Origin of the sequence: Streptomyces sp. NPDC050121 (assembly GCF_044460385.1) — a bacterium.
Lineage (GTDB): Bacteria > Actinomycetota > Actinomycetes > Streptomycetales > Streptomycetaceae > Streptomyces > Streptomyces soliscabiei.
Map to the genome: position 1 here is coordinate 1 of NZ_JBITJV010000109.1, position 2,082 is coordinate 2,082.

Annotated in this window: 1 protein-coding gene; it reads right to left on the reverse strand. The window is 68.6% G+C overall.

What is annotated here, in order from left to right; translation table 11 throughout:
• Nucleotides 1–128: 128 nt before the first annotated feature.
• Nucleotides 129–1,139: a hypothetical protein gene (locus ACIBTS_RS49330; RefSeq protein ID WP_399328551.1), complete on the reverse strand. Its 1,011-nt coding sequence runs from the start codon at nt 1,137–1,139 to the stop codon at nt 129–131.
• Nucleotides 1,140–2,082: the final 943 nt, after the last annotated feature.

Consider the following 2,082-nt stretch of genomic DNA (forward strand, 5'->3'; position numbering starts at 1 on the left):
CGGCCCCGCGGCGGCGCGGGGGGGGGGGGGGGGGGGGGGGGGGGGCGGGGCGCGCGCCCCCCCCCCCCCCCCCCCCCCCCCCCACGACCGGTGCGCGGGAGACCACTCACCGGCCCGGGGTCAGGCACTCACAGGGCGTCGACCTCGACATGGAGGCCCTGCTCGACCGCCATGATGTTCACACCGACCATGACCTTGACATAGCAGGAGCAGTGGTGGTCCCCGGGCACGTAGTCGACTCCCGAATGAAGGCCGACGATCCAGGCCGCCGCCCCGGTGTGGTCCGTCCTGTAGATCGGGGCGCCTGAGTCACCCGGCTGCGTGATCTGGCCGTTGTCGTAGTTCGGGGGGTTCGTCCCGCCTCGGGCGTAGACGAAGGCTTGCCCGTACTTGATGCAGTCGCCGCTCCCGTAGCAGATGCTGTAGCGATCCCTGATGATCGGGTGGCCGCAGTGGTTGAGCGACACGGATCCGCTCACGCACACCTTGGTATTGAGTCGCGGAGCCGACGTCCCGTGGACGAACACCGACGATCCGCTGCTGGGCAATCCGCCGTCGAACAGGTGAGCGCCATACGCACTGGCCGAATCTGCATACATCAGCTCGGTGTCGATGTTCCGGTCCCGACGCGTGACCTGCCCGACCCAGTTGCCCGCGTGGCCGTTCTGCCCCCGGCTGTACACATGAGTCAGGTTGGAGTAGCAGTGACCCGCTGTGGTGAGGTACGTGTGCTCGGTCGCGGGGTCCGTGACGGTGACCCCGGCCGTGCACTTGATCCCATCCCCGGTCAGCGCGGATCCGCCCCAGAACGGCTGGGCGTCGCCGAACCGGGTCTTCTGTTCTTCCAGGCGCGCATGCCGGAATTCGAGATCACCCGGATAGGAGTCGCGCAACGACTTCGTGACGGATTCCGGCGCGTCGGTGTAGACGGTCATCTTGTCCGTCGCCGCGTCATAGGAGGTCGCCACGCCGTACTTGTCCGCGTCGGAGTCCCAGTCTCGCGCGGTCACCTTGTCCTGGATCTGGTCCAGTTTCTTCTGGCTGAATCTGCTGATGTCGACGACCGTTCCGGTGTCCGTCGGTAGCTTGGCCTCGGCCTCGGCCTTCTCGGCGGCCGTGGTGCCAGCGGGAAGGCGCAACACCGCACCAGAATCCGAGATTCCGAGCCCAGAATGATCTTCCGCAACTTGGTTGAGTTTCGCCCAGTCCGCCTGACTGATGGTCGTCGACACCGTGTTGGGGGACGACACCTCCGACACCGGGCCTGCGGGTGAGCCGGCCCATGCCGGAGCGGCCGCGGTCAGCGGTGTGACGACCGCGGCGAACGTTCCGATCAGGGCCAGCGCGAGGCGCCCAGGTCTGCTTGCTGATTTCATGTGTGTCTTCCTGTGAGAAGTGGCACGGAGGACCGGCGGGGTTCCCCAGGCGACTTCGTGCACAGGGCCGACGGAGCGCGGCTCGACGCGGGGTGTGCGTGGGGCGTTCCGGGGCCGTACCCGGCGTCGCGACCGGTCGCACCGACTGGTCCCAGGGTTGCCGCGGGGGCATCGCGGGACAACGGGGGGTTCTACCCGCCCGGCCCCACCCCCGCTTCGGGTAGTCCTACGGGGTTGCGCCCGGCATCCAGCTCGCGGGCCCAGCTCCGCGCGGGCGCCATCTCGGCGCACTCGTCGCAGTTCATCAACTGCAGGACCGCAGACCGCTCTTCGGGCGTCAGAGCCGACGGCTGAACCTGCGGCGAGCGGGGCTCTGGCGGGGGCGTCGGCCGCAGCCGGCGGTAGTGGGTCGCCCGGGAGCGGCAGGTCAGCCGGCACGCGGCCATACTGCCCAGCTCATCCTCGATGCCGGGGAATGCGTCATCGACCGCCGGGGCGACGGCAGCCTTCAGTCCGCGCCCTCGGAGATCATTTCCAAGAGCGCGGAAGCTTTTCCCATGACCTCCAGCGGGAGGAGGGGTAGTACGCCTCCTCCTCAAGTACCAATCAGACCTGTCATGTTCGCTACTTCGGTGTCCTGCTCCTCGCGAACGGAGGTCACTAGCCTGGGCGTTGCGCCGCGGCGGGCGCCACGGGTGTGGCGGTC